The organism is Streptomyces sp. NPDC005706 (assembly GCF_040631045.1).
GTDB lineage: Bacteria > Actinomycetota > Actinomycetes > Streptomycetales > Streptomycetaceae > Streptomyces.
In genome coordinates this window covers 60,791-85,208 of record NZ_JBEXYS010000007.1, presented here as the reverse complement: position 1 = coordinate 85,208, position 24,418 = coordinate 60,791, and the positions used below count along the sequence as shown (strand labels likewise).

24 protein-coding genes are annotated in these 24,418 nt (G+C 74.0%); 10 read left to right on the top strand and 14 right to left on the bottom strand.

Annotation, left to right across the window (positions count from 1 at the left end; genetic code table 11):
- Positions 1-5: 5 nt before the first annotated feature.
- A complete protein-coding gene (locus ABZ478_RS15335) occupies positions 6-479 on the bottom strand; it encodes a rhodanese-like domain-containing protein (RefSeq protein ID WP_359549186.1) in 474 nt (157 codons plus the stop codon).
- 93 nt (positions 480-572) lie between these two features.
- On the opposite strand from ABZ478_RS15335, the gene ABZ478_RS15330 reads away from it, so the two are divergent.
- The gene (locus ABZ478_RS15330) at positions 573-1,019 is read left to right on the top strand and encodes an Lrp/AsnC family transcriptional regulator (RefSeq protein ID WP_359549183.1); all 447 of its coding nucleotides are present in this window, start codon (positions 573-575) and stop codon (positions 1,017-1,019) included.
- Between the two features lie 5 nt (positions 1,020-1,024).
- Here the strand turns inward: ABZ478_RS15330 and ABZ478_RS15325 are convergent, their stop codons facing one another.
- From ABZ478_RS15325 to ABZ478_RS15305, 5 genes are all read right to left on the bottom strand, one after another.
- Positions 1,025-4,015, bottom strand: coding sequence for an SMC family ATPase (locus tag ABZ478_RS15325; RefSeq protein ID WP_359549182.1), 2,991 nt, complete (start codon positions 4,013-4,015; stop codon positions 1,025-1,027).
- Positions 4,012-5,175, bottom strand: coding sequence for an exonuclease SbcCD subunit D (locus ABZ478_RS15320; RefSeq protein WP_359549179.1), 1,164 nt, complete (start codon positions 5,173-5,175; stop codon positions 4,012-4,014). The genes ABZ478_RS15325 and ABZ478_RS15320 overlap by 4 nt, the downstream gene beginning before the upstream one ends.
- A 129-nt stretch (positions 5,176-5,304) precedes the next feature.
- The gene (locus ABZ478_RS15315; RefSeq protein ID WP_359549176.1) at positions 5,305-5,931 is read right to left on the bottom strand and encodes a YigZ family protein; all 627 of its coding nucleotides are present in this window, start codon (positions 5,929-5,931) and stop codon (positions 5,305-5,307) included.
- 62 nt (positions 5,932-5,993) lie between these two features.
- A complete protein-coding gene (locus tag ABZ478_RS15310) occupies positions 5,994-6,545 on the bottom strand; it encodes a histidine phosphatase family protein (protein WP_359549174.1) in 552 nt (183 codons plus the stop codon).
- Entirely contained in the window at positions 6,542-7,339 is a 798-nt protein-coding gene (locus ABZ478_RS15305) for a hypothetical protein (protein ID WP_359549172.1), read from the bottom strand. Before ABZ478_RS15305 ends, ABZ478_RS15310 begins: the two co-directional genes overlap by 4 nt.
- A gap of 141 nt (positions 7,340-7,480) precedes the next feature.
- Between ABZ478_RS15305 and ABZ478_RS15300 the strand changes: the two genes are divergently transcribed.
- The 3 genes from ABZ478_RS15300 (at position 7,481) to ABZ478_RS15290 (ending at position 10,997) form a co-directional block, all read left to right on the top strand.
- Positions 7,481-7,888, top strand: a complete 408-nt coding sequence (locus ABZ478_RS15300; protein ID WP_359549171.1) for a CoA-binding protein — start codon at positions 7,481-7,483, stop codon at positions 7,886-7,888.
- A 202-nt stretch (positions 7,889-8,090) separates the two neighbouring features.
- Entirely contained in the window at positions 8,091-9,731 is a 1,641-nt protein-coding gene (locus ABZ478_RS15295) for an APC family permease (protein WP_359549168.1), read from the top strand.
- Between the two features lie 30 nt (positions 9,732-9,761).
- Positions 9,762-10,997 (top strand): 4-hydroxybenzoate 3-monooxygenase, encoded by a 1,236-nt coding sequence (locus tag ABZ478_RS15290; protein WP_359549166.1) that lies wholly within the window; start codon positions 9,762-9,764, stop codon positions 10,995-10,997.
- A 52-nt stretch (positions 10,998-11,049) separates the two neighbouring features.
- Here ABZ478_RS15290 and ABZ478_RS15285 read toward each other — a convergent pair whose 3' ends face one another.
- The 3 genes from ABZ478_RS15285 to ABZ478_RS15275 all read right to left on the bottom strand — a co-directional run bounded on the left by ABZ478_RS15285 (position 11,050) and on the right by ABZ478_RS15275 (position 13,052).
- Positions 11,050-11,607, bottom strand: coding sequence for a YbaK/EbsC family protein (locus tag ABZ478_RS15285; RefSeq protein ID WP_359549164.1), 558 nt, complete (start codon positions 11,605-11,607; stop codon positions 11,050-11,052).
- Between the two features lie 43 nt (positions 11,608-11,650).
- A complete protein-coding gene (locus ABZ478_RS15280) occupies positions 11,651-12,223 on the bottom strand; it encodes an XRE family transcriptional regulator (RefSeq protein ID WP_359549161.1) in 573 nt (190 codons plus the stop codon).
- 64 nt (positions 12,224-12,287) lie between these two features.
- Complete coding sequence (locus ABZ478_RS15275; RefSeq protein ID WP_359549158.1) at positions 12,288-13,052, bottom strand: acyltransferase; 765 nt, start codon at positions 13,050-13,052, stop codon at positions 12,288-12,290.
- Between the two features lie 108 nt (positions 13,053-13,160).
- On the opposite strand from ABZ478_RS15275, the gene ABZ478_RS15270 reads away from it, so the two are divergent.
- Positions 13,161-13,688 (top strand): gamma carbonic anhydrase family protein, encoded by a 528-nt coding sequence (locus ABZ478_RS15270; RefSeq protein ID WP_358930231.1) that lies wholly within the window; start codon positions 13,161-13,163, stop codon positions 13,686-13,688.
- A 16-nt stretch (positions 13,689-13,704) separates the two neighbouring features.
- Here ABZ478_RS15270 and ABZ478_RS15265 read toward each other — a convergent pair whose 3' ends face one another.
- Positions 13,705-14,343: a DedA family protein gene (locus ABZ478_RS15265; RefSeq protein WP_359549156.1), complete on the bottom strand. Its 639-nt coding sequence runs from the start codon at positions 14,341-14,343 to the stop codon at positions 13,705-13,707.
- Between the two features lie 262 nt (positions 14,344-14,605).
- Between ABZ478_RS15265 and ABZ478_RS15260 the strand changes: the two genes are divergently transcribed.
- On the top strand, positions 14,606-15,619 hold the full coding sequence (locus ABZ478_RS15260) for a lysylphosphatidylglycerol synthase domain-containing protein (protein WP_359549153.1): 1,014 nt from the start codon (positions 14,606-14,608) through the stop codon (positions 15,617-15,619).
- Here ABZ478_RS15260 and ABZ478_RS15255 read toward each other — a convergent pair.
- Positions 15,538-16,872: a hydrolase gene (locus ABZ478_RS15255; protein WP_359549150.1), complete on the bottom strand. Its 1,335-nt coding sequence runs from the start codon at positions 16,870-16,872 to the stop codon at positions 15,538-15,540. The genes ABZ478_RS15260 and ABZ478_RS15255 overlap by 82 nt on opposite strands.
- A gap of 392 nt (positions 16,873-17,264) precedes the next feature.
- Here ABZ478_RS15255 and galU point away from each other — a divergent pair, with 392 nt between their 5' ends.
- The gene (galU, locus tag ABZ478_RS15250) at positions 17,265-18,236 is read left to right on the top strand and encodes a UTP--glucose-1-phosphate uridylyltransferase GalU (protein WP_359549148.1); all 972 of its coding nucleotides are present in this window, start codon (positions 17,265-17,267) and stop codon (positions 18,234-18,236) included.
- A gap of 75 nt (positions 18,237-18,311) precedes the next feature.
- Here galU and ABZ478_RS15245 read toward each other — a convergent pair whose 3' ends face one another.
- Entirely contained in the window at positions 18,312-18,770 is a 459-nt protein-coding gene (locus tag ABZ478_RS15245) for a DUF4442 domain-containing protein (protein ID WP_359549146.1), read from the bottom strand.
- A 70-nt stretch (positions 18,771-18,840) separates the two neighbouring features.
- Here ABZ478_RS15245 and ABZ478_RS15240 point away from each other — a divergent pair, with 70 nt between their 5' ends.
- From ABZ478_RS15240 to ABZ478_RS15230, 3 genes are all read left to right on the top strand, one after another.
- The gene (locus ABZ478_RS15240; protein ID WP_359549144.1) at positions 18,841-19,794 is read left to right on the top strand and encodes a hypothetical protein; all 954 of its coding nucleotides are present in this window, start codon (positions 18,841-18,843) and stop codon (positions 19,792-19,794) included.
- A 78-nt stretch (positions 19,795-19,872) separates the two neighbouring features.
- On the top strand, positions 19,873-20,889 hold the full coding sequence (locus tag ABZ478_RS15235) for a hypothetical protein (protein ID WP_359549141.1): 1,017 nt from the start codon (positions 19,873-19,875) through the stop codon (positions 20,887-20,889).
- 75 nt (positions 20,890-20,964) lie between these two features.
- A complete protein-coding gene (locus ABZ478_RS15230; RefSeq protein WP_359549138.1) occupies positions 20,965-22,263 on the top strand; it encodes an MFS transporter in 1,299 nt (432 codons plus the stop codon).
- Here the strand turns inward: ABZ478_RS15230 and ABZ478_RS15225 are convergent.
- Together ABZ478_RS15225 and tuf are read right to left on the bottom strand one after the other, a co-directional pair.
- Complete coding sequence (locus ABZ478_RS15225) at positions 22,225-23,070, bottom strand: fused MFS/spermidine synthase (RefSeq protein WP_359549135.1); 846 nt, start codon at positions 23,068-23,070, stop codon at positions 22,225-22,227. The genes ABZ478_RS15230 and ABZ478_RS15225 overlap by 39 nt on opposite strands.
- A 109-nt stretch (positions 23,071-23,179) precedes the next feature.
- Positions 23,180-24,352: an elongation factor Tu gene (tuf, locus tag ABZ478_RS15220; protein WP_359549133.1), complete on the bottom strand. Its 1,173-nt coding sequence runs from the start codon at positions 24,350-24,352 to the stop codon at positions 23,180-23,182.
- Positions 24,353-24,418 lie beyond the last annotated feature (66 nt).

Below are 24,418 nucleotides of genomic sequence, written 5' to 3'. Positions count from 1 at the left end.
CGGGGTCAGCAGCCGCATTCGCCTTCGGCCGGCGCGGTCAGCGGGTCGGTGTCACGCCGGGCTCCGCCCTGCCAGGTCTCGTAGGGGAGGCCCTCCCGCGCCCAGTACTCGAAACCGCCGAGCATCTCCTTGACCCGGTAGCCGAGTTCGGCGAGTGCGAGGGCGGCGCGGGTGGCGCCGTTGCAGCCGGGGCCCCAGCAGTAGGTCACCACGGGCACGGCCTTGTCGAGGAGCCGCTCGGCCTGCTCGGGGACGAGCGCGGTGGGCAGGTGGACGGCGCCGGGGATGTGCCCCTGGTCCCAGGACTCGGCGGAGCGGGAGTCGACCAGGACGAAGCCGGGGTCGCCGCCGGCCGCGAGTGCGGCGGCGACGTCGGAGACGTCGGCGTGGAAGGCCAGTGAGGCCCGGAAGTGGGCGGCGGCCTCGGCCGGGGCGGCGGGGGCGACGCGCAGGACGGGGTTCGCGGTGTCGGTGATCATGCCGGAAATCTATGGCCGCGCGCCCGTCCGGCGAAGGCACGATCCCCGGGGTTCCGCTTGATCGGCCGGTGTTTTCCCTGCTATCCATCCGGCATGACCGTGTATTCCCCGGACGCCACCGACTGGCGCATTCTGGACGTCCTGCAGCGCGAGGGCCGGGCCGGCTACGCGGAGCTGGCCCGGGCCGTCTCGATGTCACCGAGCGCCGTCACCGAGCGGGTGCGCCGGCTGGAGGAGGCCGGCGTGATCCAGGGGTACGCGGCGATCGTCGACCCCGAGCGGCTCGGACTGCCGATCCTCGCCTTCGTCCGGCTCCGCTACCCGCACGGCAACTACAAGCCGTTCCACGACCTGGTGGCGGCGACGCCCGAGATCCTGGAGGCCCATCACGTGACCGGTGACGACTGCTTCGTCATCAAGGTGGCCGCGCGGTCGATGCCGCATCTGGAGGAGATCTCCGGAAGGATCGGCGGGCTGGGCTCGGTGACCACGAGCGTGGTGTACTCCTCTCCGCTCCCCCGGCGTCCGCTCGGCCGCTGACGGGGTCAGCCGCCGCGCTGCCGCAGCGAGGACCCCGATCTGCCCTTCACCACCTCGAGCTGGGCGTGGACGCGGCGGCGCAGGTCGGCGACGTGACTGACGATGCCCACGCTGCGGTCCCGTTCGCGGAGCGTGTCCAGGACGTCCAGGACCTCGTCGAGAGTCTGGTCGTCCAGGCTGCCGAAGCCCTCGTCGATGAAGAGGGTGTCCAGCCGGACGCCGCCCGCCTCGTCGGTGACGACGTCGGCGAGGCCGAGGGCGAGGGCCAGGGAGGCGAAGAAGGTCTCACCGCCGGACAGGGTGGCGGTGTCGCGCTCGCGGCCGGTCCACGCGTCGACGACGTGCAGGCCGAGGCCGCTGCGGCCGCGTCCGGTGCGGTCGTCGGAGTGGACCAGGGTGTAGCGGCCGGAGGACATGCGGTGCAGGCGCACGGTCGCGGCCGCGGCGACCTGCTCCAGGCGGGCCGCGAGCACGTACGACTCCAGACGCATCCGGCGTTCGTTGTCGGCGAAGGTGCCCGCGGTGAGCGCGGCCAGGCGGGCCACCCGGTCGTACTCCTCGCGCAGGGGCGCGAGCCGGCGCACTGAATCGGCGGCACGGGCGGAGAGCCGGTCCAGTTCGGTGCGGCGGCGGTCCGCCGCGTCCCGCGCCGAGGCCGCCTCGCGCAGCCGCCGTGCCGCCTCGGCCGCCGTCCGCTCCGCGGCGTCCGGATCGGCGGGGGGTCGCTGGGCGGCGGCAGCGGTGCCGGCCTCCGCCAGGACGGCGCGTACCGCCGCTTCCTCGGTCTGCCGGGCGTCCAGCCGATGCTGGAGTCGGCGGTGGGCCGCGTCGTCGAGGAGGGCGGCGGCCGCGGCCCGAGGGGTCTCGAAGCCGGCGCGGTAGGCGGCGTCGGCGAGGCGGGCGTCGGCGTCCTTGAGCCGCTGGGCGGCGTCCTCGGACGCGCGGGCGGCGTCGGCGGCCTCGGTCAGCCGGGCCGTCAGCCGCTCCAGCTCCGCGGCCCGGGCGGCCACGCTGGACGCGGACCCGCGCGCCTGGATCAACTCCTGTTCCAGTGCGGCCTGTTCGCGCTCCAGGGTCTCGCGCCGGGTCAGGCGTGCGGCGGTGCGTACGGCGGCCCGCTGGCGCTCGTCGAGGCGCCGCTCGCGCTCCTGCTCGGCCCGGCGCAGCTCCTCGTGGGCGGAGTGCAGGGCGGAGGCGTCCCGGCGGGCGTTCGTGTGCTCGCGCTCCAGGTCGTCGGCCTCGGCGGCGAGCCGCTCCGTGGGCGTGTCGCCGGCCTCGGCGGTGGCTGCGGCCAGCGCCTCGCGGACGGCGCCGAGGCGCCGCTCGTCCTCGGCGTGCCGTTCCTCGGCCCGCCGGGAGTCGGTGAGGGCGCGCTCCTCGGTCTCGCGGTCGACATGTCCGGCGACCCTGCCGGCGGGTGTGGGGTGCTCGGTGGCTCCGCAGACGGCGCAGGGCTCGCCGTCGGTGAGCTGCGCGGCCAGCTCGGCGGCGATGCCGTTGAGGCGCTGTTCCTTGAGGTCGAGCCAGTGGGCGCGGGCGTCCACGGCCTGCTGCCGTGAGGCCAGTGCCCGGTCCCGGGCCCGCTCCAGCTCGGAGGCGAGTCCGTCCCTGGTGCGTGCCGCGGCGAGGCGCCGCTGCGCGGGTTCGCGCCGGACGGCGAGCTGTTCGGCACGGGTGGCCGCCTCCTGGGCGGACTCGACGCGGGACCGCAGGGCCGCGCGGGTGGTGTCCCAGTCGGCGAGCCAGGCGTCGGCCTCGCGCAGCACGTCCTCGTCGGCGCGCTCCTGCTGGTCGAGACCGGCCCGCTCCTCGGCGGCCTCGGTGAGCCGCCGTTCGGCGCGCCGCGCCGACTCCAGGCCGCCGAGCTCCTCGCTGGCCCGGCGGGCGGCGGCCGCGAGGCCCGCGGGTCCGTCGCCGGCGTGGGAGCCGGGCAGGCCGACACGCGCGCGTGCCTCGATTCCGGCGGCCTGGCGGTGCTCGTCCTCTGCCGCGTTCCGCAGGTCCAGCGCGGGCGCCACCGTCTCGGCCTTGCGCCCACGCGCCATCCGCTCCTGTGCCTCCAGGTGCGCGCCGGCCCCCTCCTGGAGGCGTTCCGCCCGCTGCCGGGCCTCGGCGAACCGGCTCTGCAGCCGGGCGAGTTCACGTGCCTCGTCCAGGGCGTGCCGGGCCGCGTCGTGGGCGGACTCGGCAGCGAGGAGGCGGCACCGGGCGACGGTGAGGCGCTCGCGCGCGGTGCTGCGGGCCAGGGCGGCGGCTTCGAGCACGGCCTCGGCGAGACCCGGATCCCCGGGGCTCAGCTCGGGCAGCTCCATGGCGTCGCCGGCCTCCTGCTGCATGCGGTGGGCGTCGGCGAGCAGCGCGGCGTCGCCGTCGCGCACCCGGGCCTCGCTCGCCCGCCGGCGCTCCGCGAGCCGCTTCTCCACGTCGGCGAAGCGCTGGGTGTCGAAGAGCCGGCCGAGCAGCCGGCCCCGGGCCTCGGCGTCGGCGCGCAGGAAGCGCGCGAAGTCGCCCTGAGGCAGCAGGACCACCTGGCAGAACTGCTCGCGGCTCATGCCGAGGAGCTGGGTGATCTCCTCGCCGATCTCCTGATGGGAGCGGCTGAGGTCCTTCCAGATACCGGCCGGGGCGTCGTACTCGCGCAGCCAGGTCTGCGCCTTGTCGACGGTCGTGCCGGTGCCGCGCAGCTTGGGCCGCTCCCACGGCGGCTGCCGGGTGATCTCCAGCCGCCGTCCGGCGACGGTGAGTTCGAGGCGGATCCCGGTGCGCGTGCCGGGTTCGGCGTGGTCGCTGCGCAGGTTCATGCCCTGGCCGGTCTGCCGGGCGCCGGGCACGGTGCCGTAGAGGGCGTAGCAGACGGCGTCCAGGACGGAGGTCTTGCCCGCGCCGGTGGGGCCGTGCAGCAGGAACAGCCCGGCGGCGGAGAGCGCGTCGAAGTCGACGCTCTGGGAGCCGCCGAAGGGCCCGAAGGCGGTGATGTCGAGCCGGTGCAGCCTCACCGCGCCACCTCCCGTACCGCGTCGTGGGCGCGCGCCGCGTCGAAGGCGTCGCGGAGCACGGCCGCCTCCCGCTCGTCGGGTCCGGCGCCGCGCACATGGGCGACGAAGTCCTCGGCGATCTCCTGGTCACCGCGGCCGGCGAGCCGCCGGGCGTACGACACCCGCGGGTCGTCGGCCTCCCGGTCGGGGGCGAAGACCAGGCTGAGGGTGTGCGGGAAGCGCTCGGCGAGGCGGGCCATGGGGTCGGCCGGGCGGACCGGGTCGGTGAGGGTGGCTTCGATCCAGGCGTCCTCGTGGCGGGTGAGGCCGGGGTCGGCGAGCAGGTCCTCCAGGGTGCCCCGGATGCGGGCCAGCGGGCGCGGGACCGGGCAGTCGAGGCGCTCGGCGGTGACGGAGCCGTCGGCGGCCAGGTCGACGAGCCACATGCTCTTGCGGTGGCCGGCCTCGGAGAAGGAGTAGGCGAGCGGGGAGCCCGAGTAGCGCACGCGCTCGGTGAGGGTCTGGCAGCCGTGCAGGTGCCCGAGCGCCACGTAGTCGACGCCGTCGAAGACCCCGGCCGGCACGGCGGCCACCCCGCCGACGGTGATGTCCCGTTCGCTGTCGCTGGCCCGGCCGCCGGTGACGAAGGCGTGGGCGAGGACGACGGAACGCGTGCCCGGCGCGCGGCCGGCGAGGTCGGCGCGGACCCGCTCCATGGCGGCGGCCAGCACGGCCTCGTGGCCCGCCTTCTCCACCGCGAACTCCTCCTTCACCAGGGCGGGTTCGAGATAGGGCAGGCCGTAGAAGGCGACGTCCCCGTGGGCGTCACGCAGCACCACCGGGGTGCCGACGGCGGACGGCTCGGTGCGCAGGTGGATGCCCGCGCGGTCGATGAGACCGGCGCCGACGCCGAGGCGGCGGGCCGAGTCGTGGTTGCCTGAGATCATCACCGTGGGCACCCCGAGCTCCGCGAGGCGGTGCAGGGCGTCGTCGAAGAGCTCGACCGCGGCGAGCGGGGGCACCGCGCGGTCGTACACGTCACCGGACACGACCACCGCGTCCACCGCGTGCTCACGCACGGTGTCGACGAGGTGCCCGATGAACCCGGCCTGGGCGCCGAGCATGTTCACCCGGTGGAAGGCCCGGCCCAGGTGCCAGTCGGACGTGTGCAGGAGTCGCATGATCCCCGAGACTAACGGCCGGGTCTGACATCACGGGCGGTTACTCCCGTATCGGCCCGTCACTACCCGCCCCGTCGGCGGGCGTCATGTCCGATTGGGGATGAACTTCCGTTATGAGGGCGGTGAACGTCACGCGTCCCCGTAGGCCTCCCCGCCCAGTTCGAGGACGGCCGTGCCCGCCGTCGCGTCGGCCAGCCAGGCGCGGAACGCGTCGACATCGGCGTCCGGCAGGCCGATCTCGATGGTGACGGCCTCGGCGTAGCGGACGTCCCGGACCTCGCGTCCGGTGGCGCGCAGGTCGTTCTGGACCTTGCCCGCGCGCTGGTGGTCGACGGTTACCGTGGCGAGCCGGAACCGGCGCCGGGTGATCGTGCCGAGCGCGTCCAGGGCCTCGCCGACGGCGCCGCCGTAGGCCCGGATGAGACCGCCGGCGCCGAGTTTGACGCCGCCGTAGTAGCGGGTGACGACGGCGACCACGTACCGCATGTCGCGGCGCAGCAGCATCTGCAGCATCGGGACGCCGGCCGTGCCGCCCGGTTCGCCGTCGTCGCTCGCCTTCTGGACGGCCGCGTCGGCGCCGATGACGTACGCCCAGCAGTTGTGCGTGGCGTCGGCGTGCTCCTTGCGGACGGCCGCGAGGAACTCCTGGGCCTCCCGTTCGTCGGCCGCCGGGGCGAGGGCGCACAGGAAGCGGGAGCGGTTGACCTCGGTCTCGTGCACGCCCGCGCGGGCGACTGTGCGGTACTCGTCCTGCATCCCGCCAGCCTATGCGAGCAGCGCCGCGCCCCTGCTCGCGGTGTCCGGCCGCGCGCTCCGGGCTACCGCTTCCTCCCCTTCTTCCCGCGCGGCACGGTGAACGACGTCAGCAGGGCCGCGCCCGGGACGAGGGCCGGCCAGCCGGTGCCGCGCCAGGCCAGCACGGCGAGCGCGGAGGTCGGGAACTTGGCGCGCACCCGCTCGAGGGTGTCGTCGAGACCGTCTCCGGCCAGTTCGAGGACCAGTTCCTCCAGTCCCGGGTTGTGCCCGACCAGCAGCAGGGTCTCCACCTCGCGCGGCGTCTCGCGCACGGCCTCCAGCAGGTCCGGTACGGCGGCCCCGTACAGCCTCGGGTCGTGGCGGACCGGCGGTGGGGTGCCCCACTGGGCGGAGGCCAGCTCCCAGGTGCGGCGGGCCCGCAGGGCGGTGGAGCACAGGGCGAGGTCGGGCAGGCAGTCGGCCTCGGCGAGCGCGCGGCCGGCGGCCGGGGCGTCCCGCAGACCGCGCGGCGCCAGCGGACGCCGGTGGTCGGCGACCCCCTCCGGCCAGGCGGACTTGGCGTGCCGCAGCACGACCAGCCGCCGCAGCGGGCCCGCGCCCGCCCGCTCGATCACCCGAGGCTCCCGAGGTCCCGCGGGAGATCGAGGGCGAGCAGGCGGTCGGCGTACACGTACGTCTCGAAGCGGGCGCCGTCCGGGATGTCCGGGGCCTGCTCCACATCGCGCAGCACGGCCAGCACTCCGGGCAGGTCGAGATCGTCCTCCCAGGCGGCCCGCAACCGGGTCCGCACCTCCTCCGGCACCGGCCGCGAGGGCTGCCGCGCCCACCCGGCCACGGCCCGCCGCCACCGGGCGAGCGTCCGCGCGGCCTCACTCAGCCCTTCGGCGTCCAGCGACGCGGGCGCGCGGCGCGGGACGGAGAGGAGGGCCAGGCGGAGGGCGCCGGAGTCGGCGTCGGCGTCGGCGGAGAGCAGGGCACCCAGCGCCGCGTCGGAGGCCGGAGCGTCGGACGGCGCCGTCACGGCCCGCCCCGGCGGCTCCCCCGCCCAGGTCACCGGAGCGACGGCCACCACCGTTCCCCCGCCCGGCGCCCCGTCCCGCTCCCCCGTCACATGCAGGACCTGGGACTCCCCCAGGCCCGACGCCAGGTCGCGGCCGTCCTCGAAGGGGCGGATGGACAGGGTGGTGGCGGCCGCGCGGAGTTCGGCGAGCCGGTGGGGCGCGGTGAGGATGGTCCAGACGGGGGTGCCGCCGAGTTCCAGGGCGCGGACGAGGACATCGGCGGTGAGCAGGACCCGCAGGGCCGTCAGGTCCAGGCCGGAGGCGTAGGCCTCGATCCGGGTCAGGCCGCGGCGGGCGGGGGCGGCGGAGACGGGCTCACCGGTTCGGGCGTCGAGGATGCGCAGCACGGCCCGAGCGTAGGCGCGCCGGCGGCCGTACGCGGGCACCTTGCGCCGATTCCGGACACCGTGGCGGGGAACCGGGGGGAATCAGCACCGGGTGGGTGCTGTTGCCTGGACGACAGTTCCCCGCGGCCCGAGGAGGCGGCCTTGTACGGCGACGAAGCGACGATCCGCAGGATCCTGACCGGACTGGGAGACACCTGGGCCGTGGTCGGCCTGTCCGCGAACCAGCGGCGGGCCGCCTACGGGGTGGCCCAGGTGCTGCAGCGGTTCGGCAAGCGGATCGTGCCAGTGCATCCGAAGGCGGAGACGGTGCACGGCGAGCCGGGCTACGCCTCCCTCGCGGAGATCCCCTTCGAGGTCGACGTCGTGGACGTGTTCGTCAACAGCGAGCTGGCCGGCGCGGTCGCCGACGAGGCGGTGAAGAAGGGCGCGAAGGCGGTGTGGTTCCAGCTCGGCGTCGTCGACGAGGACGCCGGGGGGCGGGTCCGGGCCGCTGGGCTGGACATGGTAATGGACCGCTGCCCGGCGATCGAGATTCCCCGCCTGCATTGAGCTGTCTCACCTTCTTCTCACAATTCACCGCTGAATATTGACATTCCACCTGGGCCTTGACCTGCGGGAAGACTCCTGCCAAGACAGTCAAGATCCCGGGTCAAGTTTTGGGAAACAGTCTTTTGCGGCGGCGCAACGCGTTCCTAGCCTGTGGCCTCCTTGCTCGTTATTTCCACGTTCACGATCTGAGAGGCCACCAGACATGGTGAAAGTCGACCATGCCGTGCCACAGGCCACGACGGACTCCGGCGGCGGTCTGCGCCGGGACGTCGGGCTGATCGGACTGATGTGGGCCTCGGTGGGCTCCATCATCGGGTCCGGCTGGCTGTACGGAGCCGAGAAGGCGGTGGTCGTGGCCGGCCCCGCGGCGATCGTCTCGTGGGTGATCGGCGCGGTCGCCATCGTCCTGCTGGCGCTCGTGCACGCCGAACTCGGCGGCATGTTCCCGGTCGCCGGCGGCACCGCCCGCTACCCGCACTACGCCTTCGGCGGCCTGGCGGGCATGTCGTTCGGCTGGTTCGCCTGGCTCCAGGCGGCCACCGTGGCCCCGATCGAGGTCGAGGCCATGATCGGTTACGCCGGTCACTGGGGCTGGGCCCAGGGCCTGCAGCACGCCGACGGCACGCTGACGACCGGCGGTCTCGTCACCGCCGTCGTCCTCATGGCCGTCTTCGTCGGCGTCAACTTCTTCGGCGTCCGGGCCCTGGCCCACACCAACAGCGCCGCGACCTGGTGGAAGATCGCGGTCCCGCTCGGAGCGATCTTCATCATCGCCGTGGGCAACTTCCACCCCGGCAACTTCACCTCGGAGGGCTTCGCGCCCTTCGGCGCCAAGGGTGTGCTGGGCGCGATCAGCTCCAGCGGCATCATCTTCGCGCTGCTCGGCTTCGAGCAGGCGATCCAGCTCGCGGGCGAGAGCCGCAACCCCAAGCGCGACCTGCCGCGGGCGACCCTCGGCTCGGTGGCGATCGGCGCCGTGATCTACATCCTGCTGCAGGTCGTGTTCATCGGCGCGCTGCCGCACACCTCCTTCGCGCACGGCTGGGCCAAGCTGGACTTCGCCGGCATCAGCGGCCCGTGGGCGGGTCTGGCGACCCTGGTGGGCCTGGGCTGGCTGGGCTGGGTGCTCTACGTCGACGCGATCATCTCCCCCGGCGGCACCGGCCTGATCTACACGACCGCCACCTCGCGCGTCTCCTACGGCCTGGCCAAGAACGGCTACGCGCCGAAGGCGTTCGCGAAGACCGACGCGCGCGGCGTGCCGTGGTTCGGCCTCATCATGTCCTTCGTGACCGGCGTGGTCTGCTTCCTGCCGTTCCCGAGCTGGCAGGAGCTGGTCGGCTTCATCACCTCGGCGAGCGTGCTGATGTACGCGGGCGCGCCCCTGGCGTACGGCGTCTTCGCCGACCGGCTGCCGCACCACGAGCGCCCCTACCGGCTGCCCTTCGGCAAGGTGATCTCGCCGCTGTCGTTCGTGGTCGCCAACCTCATCATCTACTGGGCCGGCTGGGACACCCTGTGGCGGCTGGGCTTCGCGATCCTGCTCGGCTACGTGCTGCTCGGCTCCTACGCCTGGTACGCCATCCGCAAGAACCTGCCCGACGCGCCCCGGCTGGACTTCAAGGCCGCGCAGTGGCTCCCCGGCTATCTGCTGGGCCTGGGTGCGATCTCCTGGCTGGGCGGCTTCGGCGGCCGTGGCTACATCGGTCTGTGGTGGGACATCGCGGTCGTCGCGGCGTTCTCGCTCGGCGTCTACTACTGGGCCAAGGCCACCGCGTCGAAGACCGAGGCGATCGAGCGCAGCATCGAGGAGGTCGTGGTCACGGACGCTCCGGCGCACTGACCACTCGCGGGACACCGTCATAATGCGGAGGTGACAGACCCTTCCCCCCACCTCAACTCCGCGCCCGGCGACGGCCGTACGGAAAACCGTACGGTCGTCGTCGTGGGTGCCGGGCCCGCCGGGCTCACCGTCGCCGCCCTGCTGCGGGCCGCTTCCGTCGACTGCGTGGTCCTGGAGACCGAGAGCAGACGGTTCGTCGAGACCCGGCCCCGGGCGGGCGTCATCGAGGAATGGGCGGTCCGCGAACTCGGGCGGCGGGGCCTGGCGGAACGCCTGCTGGAGCGCGCCGAGTCGCACGAAGCCTGCGAGTTCCGCTTCGACGGCGAGCGGTACCGCTTCCCCTACGGCGAACTGACGGGTCATCACCACTACGTGTACCCGCAGCCGATGCTGGTGACGGACCTGGTGCGGGAGTACGCCGACGTACGCGGCGGTGACATCCGCTTCGGAGTGAGCGACGTGACGCTGCACGACCTTGACTCGGACCGGCCGGCCGTGTCGTACCAGTGCCCGCGGACGGGTGAACGGCTGCTGCTGCGCTGCGACTTCGTCGCCGGCTGCGACGGTGCGCGCGGGGTGACGAGGGACGCGATACCCCCGGAGCGGGCCCGGATCGCCCGGCAGGACGACGGCATCGGCTGGCTGGCGCTGCTCGCCGAGACCCCGCCCTCCGCCGACTGCGTCGTGTTCGGCGTCCATCCGCGCGGTTTCGCCGGGCACATGCCCCGCAGTCCCGAGGTCACCCGCTACTACCTGCAGTGCCCGCCCGGGGACGATCCGGAGAACTGGCCGCACGACCGGGTCTGGGCCGAGCTGCGGACCCGGCTCGGCGCGGCCGGGGCACCACCGCTCACCGAGGGGCGGCTGATCGAGAAGCGGGTGCTGGACATGCACCACTACGTCGTCGAACCCCTGGTCCACGGGCGGCTGTTGCTGGCCGGTGACGCCGGTCATCTCACGGCGCCGATCGCCGCGAAGGGCATGAACCTGGCCCTGCACGACGCGTTCCTGCTGGGCGACGCGATCGCCGCGTACGTCACCCGGGGCGACGGGAGCGGCCTGGCGGGCTACTCGGCGGCGGCGCTGCGCAGGGTGTGGGACTACCAGGAGTTCTCGCAGTGGCTGTCGGACATCTACCACGGGGTGGCGTCCGGCGATCCGTTCCGGGCCGGCACCACGCTGGCCCGGCTGCGCCGGCTGTTCGGCTCGCCCGCCGCAGCCGCGGCCTTCGCCGAGCAGTACCTGGGCTCGGCCGGCACGTTCTGAGCGCGGGGACGGGCGGCACCGGGCCCGCGTCGGACGCCGGCCCGTCCCCTTCTCAGGCGGTGCCGAGTCCTTCGAGCACCACCGCGCCGGGCAGTTCCGCGAGCGCCTTGCCCGGCACCAGCAGCTTGCCGCGCCGGCGTCCGCTGCCCACCAGGACGTACGGCAGGTCGGCCACGGCCGCGTCGATCAGGACCGGCCAGCCGGCGGGCAGTCCGACCGGGGTGATACCGCCGTACTCCATGCCTGTCTCGCCGGTCGCGATGTCCATCGCGGCGAAGGAGGCCTTGCGGGCGCCGAGCTGCCGGCGCACCACACCGTTGACGTCGACCCGGGTGGTGGAGAGCACCAGGCAGGCGGCGAGGGTCGTCCCACCGCCCCGCTTGCCCGCGACCACCACGCAGTTCGCCGACCGCTCCAGCAGGTCGCGCCCGTAGTGCTCCACGAAGACGGCCGTGTCGGCCCAGCGCGGGTCGGTGTCCACCCAGACGATCCGGTCGGCGGGGACGCTGCCCCGCCAGTGGCGTACGGCGTCGGCGACGGGCGCCGTGAGCTCGTCCAGGCAGTCCGGGGCGGGAACGGCGGTCTCGAAGTCTCCGATGGGTGCGCGCATGGCCGCACGCTAACAAGCCGCCCCCGGCCGGTGTGCCCGTGTCTCAGAGGACGGGCGGCACCGAGACGGCCATCATCATCTCCATCGGCACGTCGCCCCGGTTGCCGTACAGGTGCGGCACATTGGCCTCGAAGGAGGCGCTCGCGCCGGCCGGGACGCGGTACTCCTCGCCGTCCACGGTGAGCGTCAGCTCGCCCGCGGTGACATGGACCAGCTCCACGGTTCCGGCGGGGTGCGGCTCGGAGGGGCTGCTCTCGCCCGGCATCAGCCGCCAGTCCCAGATCTCCAGCGGCCCGGGCGCCTCGGTCCCGGCGAGCAGCCGGTTGTAGCTACCGGCCTCGGTGTGCCACAGCCGTACGGCGCGCTCGGCGGGGACGACACGGACCTTCGGGCCCCGCTCGTAGTCGAGGAGGGTGGTGACGCTCACGCCGAGCGCGTCGCCGATCTTGACGACGGTGCCGATGCTCGGGTTGGTGCGGGCCTGCTCGATCTGGATGAGCATGCCGCGGCTGACACCGGCCCGGGCGGCGAGGACGTCCAGCGTGAAGCCGCGCACGGCGCGCCAGTGCCGCACGTTGCGGGCCAGGGACTGGGTCAGGAGTTCGAGGTCCGACACGATCCGTCCAATGTCCGGGGTTCAGCAAACTGTACTGAGCAGTATCTCCCGGCGACCCGTCGCGTCAGCCCTCGGCCTCCAGCCGCGCCAGCTCCTCGACCCCTTCCTCGTCCAGGTCCGCGAGCACGCGCAGCTGCTGGGCGGTGATCCCCTCCGGAGGCGGCACCGGGGCCGGGGTCCGCAGCGGCGGCTGCCAGCCTCCGTCGGGCGTCCAGCGCCGTACGACGCGGGCGGGCGCCCCCGCCACCACGGCGTGGTCGGGCACCGTGCCGCGCACCACCGCGCCCGCCGCCACCACCACGTTCCGGCCGATCCGCGCACCGGGCAGGATCACCGCGCCGGTGCCGATCCAGCAGCCCGGGCCGATCTCCACCGGCTCCATGCGCGGCCACTGCCTGCCGATGGGCTCGTGCGGGTCGTCGTAGGAGTGGTTGGTGGAGGTCACGTAGACGTACGGCCCGAAGTAGCAGTCGCTGCCGATGGTGACCCTCGTGTCGGCGATGACGTGGCTGCCGCGGCCGAGGACGACCCCGTCGCCGATGCGCAGGATCGGGTCGGGACCGAGGTCGAGGTCCGGCATCAGGCCGGCGGTCAGCGTGACCTGCTCGGCGATGATGCAGTGCGAGCCGATGTGAATCCAGGGCTCGCCGAAGACGGTGCCGAGCGGGAAGGCCAGCCTGGTGACCGGACCCAGCGAGCCGAAGCGGAACCGCCCGGGGTGCTCCGCGCTGACGGACCCGGCGCGCTGCGCCCACGCCCAGGCCGCGTGGACGGCGCGCTGGGCGAGGCCCCGACGCCGGGATGAGAACGTGTTCTTGCGCTTCGGCACGGGCTCACGTTACTCAGCGGGGGCCCCGGGCGAGGGCGTGGGCCGCTGTGATCTTTGCCCCAGTCCTGACGTACCGTGCGCAGTACTACGGCGGACGAGGAGACGGTGATGACGCACAAGGCGCTGATCGTGGGCATCGCAGGGAAGGAACCGCAGGTCGACGCGGAGGCGTTCGTGGCGCCCACGGCCTCGGTGATCGGGGACGTCACGCTGCGCGCCGGGGCCAGTGTCTGGTACGGCGCCGTGGTCCGCGGCGACGTCGAGCGGATCACTGTGGGCGCCGACGCGAACGTGCAGGACAACGTCACGCTGCACGCCGACCCCGGCTTCCCGGTGACCGTCGGGGAGCGGGTCTCCATCGGGCACAACGCGGTGGTGCACGGGGCGACCGTGGAGGACGACTGCCTGGTCGGGATGGGGGCGACCGTGCTGAACGGGGCGGTGATCGGGGCGGGCTCGCTGGTCGCGGCCCAGGCGCTGGTCCCGCAGGGGATGGTCGTGCCGCCGGGGTCACTGGTGGCGGGGGTGCCCGCCAAGGTGAGGCGGGAGCTGTCCGAGGAGGAACGGCAGGGGGTCACCCTCAACGGCACGCTGTACGCGGAGCTGGCGAAGACCCATCGCGGGGTGCACGAGTAGACGGGTCCCGGGCGGCTCAGTCCCCGGCCGGCACCGGCTCCTGCGCCTGGGCCTGGGCCTTCTTGGCGCGGCGCTTGATGACCAGCATCGACGCCAGCCCGATCAGGACCGCCGCGGCCAGGCCCACGTACGAGAAGCGCTTCAGCCAGTCCTCGGCGACGACGCCCACGTAGTAGATGACGGCGGTGGTGCCGCCGGCCCAGCAGATGCCGCCGAGGACGTTGGCGATCAGGAACTTCCAGTACGGCATGTGGAGCACGCCCGCGAGCGGCCCGGCGAAGATGCGCAGCAGGGCGATGAAGCGGCCGAAGAACACCGCCCACATGCCCCACTTCTCGAAGGACCGCTCGGCGGTGGCGACATGGCCCTCGCCGAAGTGCCTCGGGAACTTTCTCCCCAGCCAGGCCAGCAGCGGGCGTCCGCCCTTGCGGCCGATGGCGTAGCCGATGGAGTCGCCGATGACGGCGCCGGCGGTCGCGCAGGCGCCGAGCACGACCGGGTCGACGCCCGTGTGCTGGGAGGACATCAGCGCCGCCGAGACCAGGACGATCTCGCCCGGCAGCGGGATGCCCAGGCTCTCCAGACCGATCACCAGGGCCACCACGGCGTAGACGGCGGCCGCGGGCACCGTGTCGAGCCATTCCTGGACGTGCACCGCCGGTTCCTCCCGAGTCGCTTTCCCTGTCCGAACGCGGGGCGTGGCTTGCGCAGCGCGCCCCATGGGAAGGCTACCTGGTCGGCGGTGAACGGCGGCCTGCGCGCAGGGGCCGCACGGCACCACCGCGCCCTCGCCCCGTCGCTTCCCGGCCACTGCGGTGTCACGCGGGAGGGAAAGGCTCCCCGAGGTTCTGCCGGTCCGCCTCCCCCTGGCCCTCGCCGCTCTTCCGCCGGGCCCGATGCGGAAGGACGTCGTCCCCGTGTCCTCACCGTCCCCGCTCCCGCCTCTCTCTCCGCCCTCCTGCCCGCCGCCGCGCCCTCCCGCGCGCGGCGCCGGCCCGCTCGCGGCCGGGCCCGTCCGGCTCGCCCTGTGCCTGTCCCCCGTGCTGCTCGCCGGGTGCTGGGCGTTGGCCAACCGGCCGGTGGCGTCCGAGGGGGCCGCCCGGCTGGCCGCCGCCGACCCGGGATGGCTGCTGGCCGGGGCCGGCCTCACCTGCCTCACCTGGGTGGCGGCCGCCTGTGTACGGCAGGGCGCGCTGCCGGACCGGTTGCCACCCGGGCTGCTGCTGGCCTCGCAGTTCGCCGGGGGCGCGGCGAACCACGTGCTGCCCGGCGGCCTCGGCGCGCACGCCGTCACGCTGCGCTTCCTGCGCACCCGGGGTGTGCCCCTGGACCGGGCGACCGCGTCGATCGGCCTGTACTCGCTGGCGCGGTCCGTGGCGAGGACGCTGGTACTGCTGGCCTTCCTGGCGGCCTGCCCGGCCCGCCGCCGGCTCGGTGAACTGGTCCCGGACGGGCCGGTGCCGGTGCCCGCCGCCGCGGCCGCGGGCGGCGCGCTCGCCGTCGCCGGGGTGCTGCTGACGGTCGTACGGCCGGTGCGGCGGCCGGTGTCGGGCCTGGTGCGGGCCGCCCTCGCCGATGTCCGGGCGGTGCACGGTCGGCCCTGCCGGGTGCTCGCCCTGTGGGGCGGGTCGGTGGCGATGCCGCTGGTCCAGGCGGGCACGCTGGTCTGTGTCGGGACCTCGCTGAATGTCGGGCTGCCCTGGGAGCAGGTGGTGCTCGCCCATCTCGCGGCGGGCACCGCCGTGGGGGCCGTGCCGGCGCCGGGAGGCCTGGCGGTGGACGCGGCCCTGGTCTGGACGCTGGTGTCGTTCGGCGCCGTGCCGGCGGTGGCCGCCGCGAGCGTGATCGGCTACCGGGTGCTGAACGACTGGCTGCCGCTGCTGCCGGGCGCCCTGACGCTGTCGGCGCTGATCCGCGCCGAGGCGCTGTGAGCGCGGCACCGGCACGTCGCGAGCACGGCGGTTCTGGGCAGGTCCCGTACGCCGGCACCTGACTGGACCCCGGTGGTCCCGCGAGTCCGCGGGCACGACCCGGTGGGGCGGTCGCGCAGGTTGCCGTGGGCGATCCGGACCGGGGCGGCGGCCCAGGGAGTGACGCGTGGCCGTGTGCCGGCTGCGGCCGGGCTCTCCGGGCGCCCGGCGGGGGCACCCAGGGTGGCCGCGGGGTGCGGGACACCGTTGTCGTCGGGCCGGCCCATGGCCACTAGGACGGAGGCGAGCAGCCCCAGCGAGGCGAGGCCGACACCGACCGCGAGGGTGGTACGGCGTCCGCTCCGCGCTGCGGCGCCGGGCCGGCCGATCGTCGCCGCCGGGCGCCGCGCCGGCGCTCGCGGCTCCTCGCGGGCGGCGCGGCCGGGACGGGAGTCGAGGTAGCGCCGGGCGCCCCAGCCGAGCACGCTCTCGGCGATCAGGGCGCCGGGTCCGCCCTCGAAAGCGCTCAGTTGCTCGGCGGCGTGCCGGCAGTGGGAGCAGGCGGTGAGATGCCGCCGCGCATCCGGGAGCGGGGCTCCGCCCTCGTGAAGGGAACCGTCCAGCAGACGGTTGTAGAAACGGCATTCCGCGGAGGGCGCGAGTTCCCGGTGTGCGCGCAGGCAGCCCGCCCGGAATTCCGCCCGGGCCGAGCGCAGCCCGGTCGCCGCGGTGGCCGTGTCCATACCCAGCAGACCAGCGGGTATGTTTATGGATTCCGCCTCGACCTCGGTATGCCACAGAAGGCATTGGGAAGCTACGGGAAGGGCGTGGAAAGCGCGTTCGGCGACCCGTCGCCTTTCGGGCGTGCGGGGCGCCGTCGCGCGCAGACCACGGCCGCCGGCGGGCTTGCGCAGTTCCGGCAGGACCACGCACGCCGCCTCGTCGGCGGCCCAGGCGCGGACGGTGTCCCGGACGGCCGCCAGCAGTCGCGGGCGCAGGGCGCCGCCGGCCGCTGCGGTCGCGGGCCGGCCGAGGACCTGCTGGAAGGCGGCGGAGGCCACCAGTCGCGCCGACGGGCCGGCGGCGGCCAGGCAGACGACGGCGTAGTCGAAGGTGGCCCGCCAGTGCCGCGCCAGCAGCAGGGCGACGGCATCGTGACGGCCGGCCGGGGGGCCGCCCAGCCGGGCGGCGAGGGTGTGGTCGGACTCGGACTCCCCGGACGGGGAACCGGGACGGGACGGGAACTGCGGGTGCGGGGGGTGGGGGGAGTGCACGGAACCCATTCCTTTCCAGCCGCGGGACGGCGGCATACGGATTGGCGTCCTGTCGGAAAGCGGCACCGTAGCGGTGCGTACCTGGAGGGTCCGGCCGCGCCTCGGGCTCCGGCCCTTACCCCTCGAGGGAGGGCTCACCTTGACACAATCGCGTCACAGGAAACAAGGAGTTCGAATGGACCCGACGGCAACGGCCGGGAAATGAACATTAGTTACCCGCGGTATCCACAGACATGGGTGAAGCCCGGGTCGCACAACGGTCAACTTCCGTGCGTCTAAGGGACGATGACACACCGAATCTCCGGCTCCCCAGCAGTCCGCGGACTGCCACTCACAGCGGGCTCCGAGATTTCTCCGGGCGCGCTCTCATCCTCGTACCGCAGCATGGCCGCATGATCGCCCCCCATCCCCCAGCCGCCCCCGCCTCCCCCCGCCCGGTGCGCAAGGCGGTCGTCCCGGCCGCCGGGCTCGGCACCCGGTTCCTGCCCGCGACCAAGGCGACGCCGAAGGAGATGCTGCCGGTGGTCGACAAGCCGGCCATCCAGTACGTCGTGGAGGAGGCCGCCGCGGCCGGGCTCGACGACATCCTGATGGTCACCGGCCGGCACAAGCGGGCCATCGAGGACCACTTCGACCACGCCTTCGAACTGGAACAGACCCTGGCCGCCAAGGGCGACACCGTGCGCCTGGACGCCGTCCGCGACCCCGCGCGGCTCGCCGACATCCACCACATCCGGCAGGGCGACCCGCTCGGTCTCGGCCACGCGGTGCTGTGCGCCCGCCACCACGTCGGCGACCAGCCCTTCGCCGTGCTGCTCGGGGACGATCTGATCGACCCGGGCGAGACGCTGCTCAGCCGGATGCTGGACGTCCGCGACCGGTACGCGGGCAGCGTGGTGGCGCTGATGGAGGTCGACCCGGCGCAGATCCACCTCTACGGCTGCGCGGCGGTCGAGGAGCCCGGTGAGAACGGCGTCGTGCGCGTCACCGGCCTGGTCGAGAAGCCGTCGCGCGAGGAGGCGCCGAGCCGGTACGCGGTCATCGGCCGCTACGTCCTCGACCCGGCCGTCTTCGGCGTCCTGGAGCGCACCCGGCCCGGCCGCGGCGGCGAGATCCAGCTCACCGACGCCCTGCGGGAGCTGGCGGCGGCCGGCGCGGTGCGCGGAGTCGTCTTCGACGGCGCGCGCTACGACACCGGCGACAAGGCCGACTATCTGCGTTCGGTGGTCCGCCTGGCCTGCGCCCGCCCCGACCTCGGTCCCGGATTCCGGTCCTGGCTCAGGGAGTTCGTGGCCGCGCTGGAGGACTGCGCGGACCGGGGGGCCGTCCGGGCCGGCGGCCGGGAGCGGCGCCGGGCGGCCTGAGACGACGCGGGAGGAGAGGGGTTCGGACGGACCGGGCCACGGCCGACGTCTTGGGCCCCTCCCCCAAGTGCCCGATCAGTCCTGTTGGTTGGGGCGCAGGGTCCACACGACCTGCATCTCGCCGGTCACGGCCCCGTCCGCGCGCCGGATCTCGATCGTCACCGGGAACTCGGGCCGCTTGCCCGCGTCGAGTTCGGCCACGACCTCGACGGCCGGGCGGCCCAGGGTGGCGGTCGCGGTGACGGCGCCCATCGCCAGCTTCTTGTAGGCGATCTCGGCGCGGACGGCGAGCGGCACGGCGCGCGAGAGCTGGTCGCCGAACGCGGCCAGCACGATGGCGCCGCTGGCCGACTCCCCGAGCGTGAACATCGCGCCGGCGTGCGGACCGCCCACATGGTTGTGGTAGTCGCCCTGGTCCGGCAGGAGCACCACGGCCCGCTCCGGAGAGGTCTCCTGGAACTCCAGGTTCAGCGTCCGGGCCATCGGCACGGTGGCGGCGAGCATCTCGCCGATCGACATCTGGTCTGCGCTCATGCGGGCATGTTACTCACGAGTAGCAGGGCTGGCCAGTGCCGTGGTGATCACCGCTGTATCGTTGCGGCCCATGTGGCCAGGGGAACAGCCGCCAGGAAGCGGCCAGCAGCACAACCCGTACCACCAGCCGGGATACCAGCAGTACCCGCAGGCCAACCCCTACGGGCAGCAGCCGCAGTGGGGACAGCCCGGGCCCGCCGGAGCACCGCAGCCGCAGCCCCCTCAGGGCGGCGGCGGTGGCGGCCGGACGAAACTGGTCGCGATCGTCGCGGCCACCGCCGTGGTCGTCGCGGCCGGCGTCACCGGGTTCCTGCTGCTCGGCGGCTCGAAGGACGACGAGGCCCGCCCCGGCCCGGCCGCGTCCTCCGCCTCTCCCACGGCCTCCGCCTCGCCCTCCGGGGAGGACGACCCGCGTTCGGCCGGCAGCGCCGAGAAGCCGGCCGTCGCCGGCTGGAAGGTCGTGGTGAACCCGGACACGGGCGTCGCCTTCGACGTTCCCCCCGAGTGGCAGGTGCGGGCCAAGACCTGGGTCACCTACGTCACCGACGACTCCGACCCGGACGAGAAGGTGCTGGCCGGAATGAAGGCCCCCGCCGTGCTCAAGGAGAAGTGGTGCGGTTCGGACGACGACAAGGACGGCCGGACCGACTACGACCCACTGGCCAACGTCGGCACGCGCGGCGACAAGGACGCCACGGGCACCGCGAAGATGGCCCGCGAGGAGTCGGCGAACTGGGTCTACGGCTGGTACACCCAGCCGGACCGCAAGACGGTGAGAACCGGTCCGGTCACCTGGTACACCACCGCGTCCGGCGTCACGGGCAGCGTCGCCACCTCACGCTCGTCCGGGGTGCCGAAGCACGGCAAGTGCGACTACGACGGCAAGGCGACCACGTTCGCCTTCAAGGACGCGGACGGCGCGTACCTCGCGTGGTCCTTCGTCGGTGCGGCCGGCGTCTCGGAGGAGGTCCCGGACACGACCGTGCGCAAGATCATGGCGACGGTCCGGCTCTACAAGGAGTAGGGGCGCCGCGGTTTCGGTACGTCCCTGACAAGGGCCGGTGACCGAATCGTTTCCGTCGGCCCACTAGGGTTACTGGCCATGTGGCCAGGAGAGCAGCCGCCCGGGGGCGCGCAGAACCCGCAGAACAACCCTTATCAGCAGCCGGGTTACCAGCAGCCGAATCCGTACCAGCAGCCCGGGTACCAGCAGTACCCGCAGGCGAACCCGTACGGGCAGCAGCCGCAGTGGGGACAGCCCGGGCCCGCCGGAGCACCGCAGCCGCAGCCCCCGCAGGGCGGCGGCGGTGGCGGCCGGACGAAGCTGATCGCGATCGTCGCGGCCACCGCCGTGGTCGTCGCGGCCGGCGTCACCGGGTACCTGGTCCTCGGGGGCTCGAAGGACGACGAGGCCGGCAACGGCAAGGGCACGCAGAAGACCAGCCAGTCACCGGCCCCCGAGCCGTCGGTGTCCTCGTCCGCGCCGGACGACAACCCGCGCGGCGACGCGACCGAGAAGCCCACCGTCGCGGGGTGGAAGGTCGTCGTCAACCCGAAGTTCGGCACGGCGTTCGACGTCCCGGCGGACTGGGAGCTCGAGTCCACGGACGTCTCCATCTTCATGGAGGACCACGCCGACGACGACAAGCTGATCACCTCCGTGTCCGCTCCGGCCTCGTACAAGTCGAAGTGGTGCACGACCGACAGCGACAAGGACGGCAAGACCGAGGACTCCGCGCTGGCGGTCGCCGGCACCCGCGGCGAGAGCGGCGCGAAGAGCCCGGAGCAGGCGGCGGTCACCCGGGTGCCCTGGTACGTCTACGGCGGCTACACCCAGCCGGACAAGAAGACCATCACCTACGACAAGAAGGCCACGGCGTACAAGACCGCGTCGGGGGTCGAGGGCGCCTACGCGTGGGCGCGCTCCAGCGGCAGTCCGCAGAAGGGCAAGTGCGCGAGCGACGGCAAGGCACTGTCGTTCGCCTTCAAGAACTCGGCCGACGACATCGTGTCGTTCGACTTCTACGGCGCCAAGGGCGTGAACGGCGAGGTCGACACCAAGACGATCATGAAGATCCTCAGCACGGTGCGGCTGCACGGCGACCCGACGGGGGGCTGAGCCGGCGGCCCCGGCGGCGGTCGGGGGCGGGGAATCCGTTTGGCAAGCCGGGTGGCGAGCGGCGATAGTCACCCGGTGAACTCCGCCGACGGCTCCACCACCCCTACTCGCAGACCCGCCTGGGCCGGCCGCAACTACTCGCTGCTGACCACCGCGGCCATCGTGACGAGCCTCGGCGCCAACGGGTCGCTGATCGCGGCCGCGTTCGCGGTGCTGGACGCGGGCGGGGACGGGGGCGACGTCGGTCTGGTGGCCGCGTCCCGGACGCTGCCGCTGGTGGTGTTCCTGCTCATCGGCGGCGCGGTCGCGGACCGGCTGCCCCGGCACCGGGTGATGGTCGCCGCCAACGCGCTCAACTGCCTCTCCCAGGCGGCCTTCGCGGTGCTGGTGCTGACCGGTGAGCCCCGGCTGTGGCAGATGATGCTGCTCACCGCGCTCGGCGGCACCGGTCAGGCGTTCTTCGCCCCGGCGGCCGAGGGCATGCTGATGTCCTCCGTGCAGGGGGAACAGGCGGGCCGGGCATTCGCCCTGTTCCGCATGGCCACCCAGGGTGCGGCCCTGGGCGGCGCGGCCCTCGGCGGCGCCCTGGTCGCGGCCGTCGGCCCGGGCTGGGTCCTCGCCATCGACGCGGCGGCCTTCGCCCTCGCCGGAGCGCTGCGCGCCTTCCTCGACGTCGGTCACATTCCGCCGCGCACGCCGGGCGAGGGCCTGCTGGCCGATCTCCGGGAGGGCTGGCGGGAGTTCGTGGGGCGGCCCTGGCTGTGGGGCATCGTCGTGCAGTTCTCGATCGCCAACGCGGTCGTCGCCGCCGCCGACGCCGTCTACGGCCCGCTGGTCGCCCGCGACAGCCTGGGCGGGGCGGGGCCCTGGGGACTCGCGCTGGCCGCGTTCGGCGCCGGCACGGTGGCCGGCGCCCTGCTGATGACCCGCTGGAGACCGCGCCGCCTGCTGCTGGCCGGCACGCTGTGCGTGTTCCCGCTGGCCCTGCCCTCGGCCGCGCTGGCCGTACCGGTGCCGGTGGGCGTCCTGTTCGTGGTCATGTTCGTCGCGGGTGCGACCGTGGAGGTGTTCGGCGTCTCCTGGATGACCGCGCTGCACCAGGAGATCCCCGAGGACAAGCTCTCCCGGGTCTCGGCGTACGACTGGTTCGGCTCGGTGTCCCTGGTGCCGCTGGCCACCGCGCTGGCCGGCCCGGCGGAGGCCGCCTTCGGCCGGACGGCCTCGCTGTGGGGCTGCGCGGGCCTGGTCGTCGTGGTCACCGCGCTGGTGCTGCTGGTCCCGGACGTGCGCACGCTGACCCGGCGCACCGCGCGGACGAGCACGCCCCGGTTTCCCTCAGCCGATGCCGAAAGCCCCGTCGGGGGGCTCGGGTGAGGCGACGGCCTCGGCGTCCTGGACCGGCCGCGCGCCACCGGTGAAGTCCCGCAGTGCCGCGCCGTGTTCGACGCGGGCCGGGAACGCGTCGGCGGCGGCCCGACGGGCCAGTCCGGCCGTGTCGAAGGGCCGGTGCGAGGCCACGAGGATGGCGTTGCCGAACCGCCGCCCGCGCAGCACACCCGGCTCGGCCATCAGCGCGAGTTGCTCGAACACGGCCGCGAACGTGGCCAGTTGGGACCGAAGGAAGGCGAACGGCGCTCCGTCGGCCAGGTTGGCCAGATAGACCCCGCCGGGCCGCAGCACCCGCTCGGCCTCGCGCGCGTAGGCGAGCGAGGTGAGGTGGGCCGGTACCCGCGAGCCCCCGAAGACGTCGGCGACCATCACGTCGGCCGAGTCGTCCGGCGCGGCCTCGAGCCAGGCCCGCGCGTCGGCGGGGTGCAGCGTGACCCCCGAGCCCTCGGGCAGCGGCAACCGCTCGACGACCAGCTCCAGCAGCGCCCGGTCGGCCTCGACGACATGCTGCCGGGAGCCGGGCCGGGTGGCGGCGAGGTAGCGGGGCAGCGTGAGCGCTCCCCCGCCGAGGTGCACCGCGTCCACCGGGTGCCCGGGCCCGTCCACCAGGTCGAGGGCGAACCCGAGCCGCCGCGCGTACTCGAACTCCAGGTGACCGGGCTCGTCGAGATCGACGTACGACTGCGGCGCCCCGTCCACGGTCAGCAGCCAGGCCCGCTCCCGGTCGACGTCGGGCATCAGCTTGGCGGTGCCGTGATCGACGGTCCGGGTCACGGGTATGGCTTCACTCACGCCACCATTGTCACCGGTGCGGGGCACCCCCTGGCGCGAGGGGCCGCGGGGCGCCGCGCGACCGGCCACGACCGGTCCGCGGGCCCCGCGACCCATGGCTCCTACGGGCCTACGGGCCTACGGAGAGGACGGTACCGGCGCCCACCGTCCGGCCGCCCTCACGGATGGCGAACCCGAGCCCGGGCTCCAGCGGCACCTCCCGCCCCAGCTCCACGGTCATCTCGACCGTCTCACCGGGCCGGGCGACCGCCGCCTCCCCGAGGTCGACGTCCCCGACCACGTCCGCGGTGCGGATGTAGAACTGCGGCCGGTAGCCCGTGGACAGCGCGGTCGTACGGCCGCCCTCCCGCGCCGACAGCACGTACACCCGCGCCACGAAGGCGCGCGCGGGCACCACGCTTCCCGGCGCCGCCACGACATGGCCCCGCCGCACCGCGTCCCTGGGCACGCCCCGCAGCAGCAGCGCCACGTTGTCCCCGGCCTGCGCCTCCTCCATCGGCCTGCCGAAGGTCTCCAGCCCGGTGACCACGCTCTCCACGTCCGCGCCGAGCACCGCCACCCGGTCCCCCAGGCGGACCGTCCCGCGTTCCACGGCTCCGGTGACGACCGTGCCCCGGCCGGTGATGGTGAGCACGTTCTCCACCGGCAGCAGGAACGGCGCGTCGAGATAGCGCTCGGGCATCGGCACATAGGTGTCCACCGCGTCGAGCAGCGCCTCGACGGACGCCGTCCAGCGCGGGTCGCCCGCCAGCGCCCGCAGTCCCGAGACCCGTACGACGGGTACCGAGTCACCCGGGTACCCCTGCGCGCTGAGCAGCTCGCGGACCTCCAGCTCGACCAGGTCGGTGAGCTCCTCGTCGCCGGCGTCGGCCTTGTTGAGGGCGACGACGATGTGGTCGACGCCCACCTGCCGGGCCAGCAGTACGTGTTCGGCGGTCTGCGGCATGATCCCGTCGAGCGCGGAGACGACGAGGATCGCCCCGTCGAGCTGCGCGGCGCCGGTCACCATGTTCTTGACGTAGTCGGCGTGGCCCGGCATGTCGACGTGGGCGTAGTGCCGGGTGTCGGTCTCGTACTCGACGTGCGCGATGTTGATGGTGATACCGCGGGCGGCCTCCTCCGGGGCGCGGTCGATGCGCTCGAAGGGGACGAACGTCCCGGTGCCGCGCCCGGCCAGGACCTTGGTGATGGCGGCGGTCAGGGTGGTCTTGCCGTGGTCGACGTGGCCCATCGTGCCGATGTTCAGGTGCGGCTTGGTGCGCACGTATGCCGTTTTGGACATGGCTGTACCTCGAAGCCTCTCAGCCGTAAGGGAGTCCGGGACCCCGAGGAACCGGCCGACCCTCCC